Raw genomic sequence first — 3,189 nt, 5'->3', positions numbered from 1 at the left:
CGCCGGAAATGTTTAAATCCCAGCATGGGATGTATTCGCCGTTTGATGTTGCGGTGATCCTGTTCAATCAGATTATTAAGATACTTATTCTGCCGGATAATGATGTCGTTATCCTTTGTTTTTTCCTTGGTTAACTCGTCCACTGCGGCTTTATTGGCGCCACTTTTATCAATCGTCACCACGTCGGGTTGTCCATGCTGGCGTATTGCTTTCTTAAAGAAACGCAAGGCGGCCTCCTTATCCCGATGGGCTGTCAACAAAAAATCAACCGTATTGCCGTCTGAATCCACAGCCCGGTAAAGATAACGCCATTGCCCTTTGATTTTGATGTACGTCTCATCCATACGCCAGCGACGAGCCACGGGACGTTTATGTCGACGAAAGGCCTTACCCAGTAATGGTGTGAGCCTGATAATCCAACAGTATAAGGTAGAATGGTCAACACGTATCCCTCGCTCGGTCATCATCTCTTCGAGATTGCGTAGGCTTAGGGCATAGGCCAGATACCAACGGACACACTGGGCAATGATATCAACGGGATAATGCAACCGTTTGAAGGCTTTTAGTATCAACGACATTGACGACACCTTTATCAACAAATAAGTGAGATATTACCTAGGCTTTGCTTATTGCAACAGAACCACGTAACACCCAGCGAGGTATCGTGGCATAGTCGACCCAATGCCGCGCTCTGCCATCATCTCTTCGAGATTGCGCAGACTCAAGGCATAAGCGAGGTACCAACGAACACATTGGGCAATGATATCGACAGGATAATGCAGACGTTTGAACGCTTTTCGGATAAGGGACATCACTCTGGACTCGCTCAAAAACAGGGAAGCTTACCTGATGACCGCTTAATGCGACAGAACCCATAATGTGGGCTACGGCTGTAGTACTAAGAAAAGTAAGGTGGCTCAGAAATGATACAGGAACTACTCTCTTTAGTGGTCGTTACTGTGATCTTTATTGGAGCTGTTCTGTAATATGGCTAACCACCAACAGCGCAGCCCATTTCGTTAAACGGGTTATGTATTTCAAGACTACTATGGAGAGTAAAGAAACACCGATCATAGTGGTCGATTTTGGAAAACGGGTCATTGCTAATATCAATGGCACCATATATTCGTCACCTGAATTAAAACAAAAAACTCTGTATGGTCAGGCAAGTATGACGCAAATGACCACTATAAGGAGCGCCTACTCTATAGCGGTCATTCTGATTTAATACTTTGATTTTCTTATTTTTTCAATAAATTCTAATTCTTCTCTGGTTAATTCAGCCAAAACAGTATCACCCTGTTTTTCACTCCCCTTAGTAGTCTTCACTTTCTTAACGGTTTTAACAGGCTTTGTTTTGTTTAGTTTTGGCGCTCTTTCATGGATCATGAAATAAACCACCTTACCCTTTTTAATTTCCGTGAAATCTAAATAGCCTATCTCACGTAGCTGATCCATTGCCCGGCGAACTGTTGCGTTTTGTGTATTCGCCCGGGATTTAAGATTTAGCCTTGCTCTAAGCCTCGCCATTGATACTGGAGCTGGGTTAGAGGGCAAACTCTCAATGAACGTATAAAGTGCCTGCGCGCTCTCTTTACGAGCTAATTCGGTTATTGCTCGGAGTTGCAAAAGCACCTTATGGTCGAACTGGTATAGCTCAAATATCTCAGGATCAGCCTTTATCGTAACGGCGTCCGCCTCGGTATCGTAGAAAGCCGATTGAACGAGGTGAGTGTGATACGCTTTTGTGTCGCTGGTGAACGATAACGTAGTAGAGACGATACGCCGCAAAGATTCATCAAGTCGCTCTCTAAGGCGTTTTGATGAACGTGTCGAGGGAATACCGCACAGTTTGGCAAAATCAACAAACTTGAGCGTCACCTTGTCGCCGATTACCTTATGTTTAGCGAATGAATGGATAATGCCGACCCATGTTTTGAAGTCATTATCCATATCAAGTCGTTCACCGGTTATCTTGATATTGTTATAACCCTCTGACTTAGCGAGAGTTAGCTGCTTCAATTCCTCGGTAGCGTCCATTGAGGATATAAGGTTTCGCTTACTGCGGTTGGTGGATTTCAGAGTCGGCACAAACAACCCTAACCGCATAAGAGCGACTGGCTGGACAGTATTGTTCGTGTTAGGCATCAGTGTGACTAACTCACCTGTTTCTTTTCTAACTTCCGAAAAGGCTGGTATTAACTCCCCGTTTATTAAGGAATTTTCCGACAAGATGAATCCCCTTTTTATTCATTTTCTAAGGCTAGCTTGCTCATTACAGTGGTCTATTATTCCTGTCCATAGCAGTTATGATACTCTTCATAATAGCGGGTATATCACTATCCATAGCGGTTTATTTGCTCCCCACAGTAGTCTTTTTACTGTTTATAGTGGTCGAAATATCCTTAGAGCCTATAAGTTGACTGTCAAAATAGAAACAAGGACTTTTATGAACTTTCGGCACTTATTATTGGATCGATCCGGTGGATATGTTGAAAATTCAGCAGTGGGTAAGATATTTCCTATACTCCCCATAGTGGTCACGACTACTCACCAGAAAGGTCTGTTTACTGTTTTCATCGGTCGATATTGCACTTTATAGCAGTCAATTTGCTCTTTATAGTGGTCATCAATACGGCTCTAAGCCTTTGCTGATATGCTCTGTGAAGATCAGGGATCTATTGGATCTAAAGAGGATCTATTTGGAACTTATTATTGGATCTACCCTGTAAATAACAAAGATAACTCGATGGTTAGGAAATTGAATGTTAATTTTTCCTCTTTTCCTGATCTTAACTTCTTATACGGGTGACCGTTCTCCGGTTTCACCACTGAGTGGTTGACTGGTTTTTCGTCAGTCAGTGTGTTTTTTTGCACAATAAACTGAATTTCAGGCAGATCTTTCCTGCGCGGACTGCCGTAACCATCGTGATTTTTGAAACGCATGACGTCACATTTCCAGTAATTTCTCTGCCCTGATACCCGCCTCCGCGCTGTTAAAAAACATCCGGCTGCCACACAATACACACTGGTACGGGTCAACCCTGGTAAATTGTTTCATCAGCGACGCAAAGCCCGGTTTCTACGGTTTTTCCTTCACCGACATATTAAGGGTTCTGTCGCATTAAGGAGTGGAGTCAGGTAACCTGTCATTTTTTGTTGAGAGTTCTAGACGATGTCGTCATGAGA

The 3,189-nt window shown here is 43.3% G+C and carries 3 protein-coding genes and 2 pseudogenes; all 5 read right to left on the bottom strand.

The annotated features are described in order from the left end of the window. Positions 1-578, bottom strand: a 578-nt coding sequence (locus tag NXS07_RS19160) for an IS6 family transposase (protein ID WP_258087421.1), incomplete at its 3' end; no start/stop codon positions are given. A gap of 64 nt (positions 579-642) precedes the next feature. Then, positions 643-812, bottom strand: a pseudogene (locus NXS07_RS19155) (IS6 family transposase); the annotation flags it as partial. Positions 813-1,224: 412 nt separating this feature from the next. Next, positions 1,225-2,232 carry a RepB family plasmid replication initiator protein gene (locus NXS07_RS19150; protein WP_046338156.1) on the bottom strand — a complete coding sequence of 336 codons (1,008 nt, stop codon included), beginning with the start codon at positions 2,230-2,232 and terminating at the stop codon, positions 1,225-1,227. Between the two features lie 489 nt (positions 2,233-2,721). Further along, the gene (locus tag NXS07_RS19145) at positions 2,722-2,946 is read right to left on the bottom strand and encodes a hypothetical protein (protein WP_238126974.1); all 225 of its coding nucleotides are present in this window, start codon (positions 2,944-2,946) and stop codon (positions 2,722-2,724) included. A 4-nt stretch (positions 2,947-2,950) separates the two neighbouring features. After that, positions 2,951-3,112, bottom strand: a pseudogene (locus tag NXS07_RS22275) (IS91 family transposase); the annotation flags it as partial. Positions 3,113-3,189: the final 77 nt, after the last annotated feature.

This window comes from Xenorhabdus bovienii (assembly GCF_024721015.1).
GTDB lineage: Bacteria > Pseudomonadota > Gammaproteobacteria > Enterobacterales > Enterobacteriaceae > Xenorhabdus > Xenorhabdus bovienii.
This window is presented reverse-complemented; position numbering and strand designations above follow the sequence as displayed.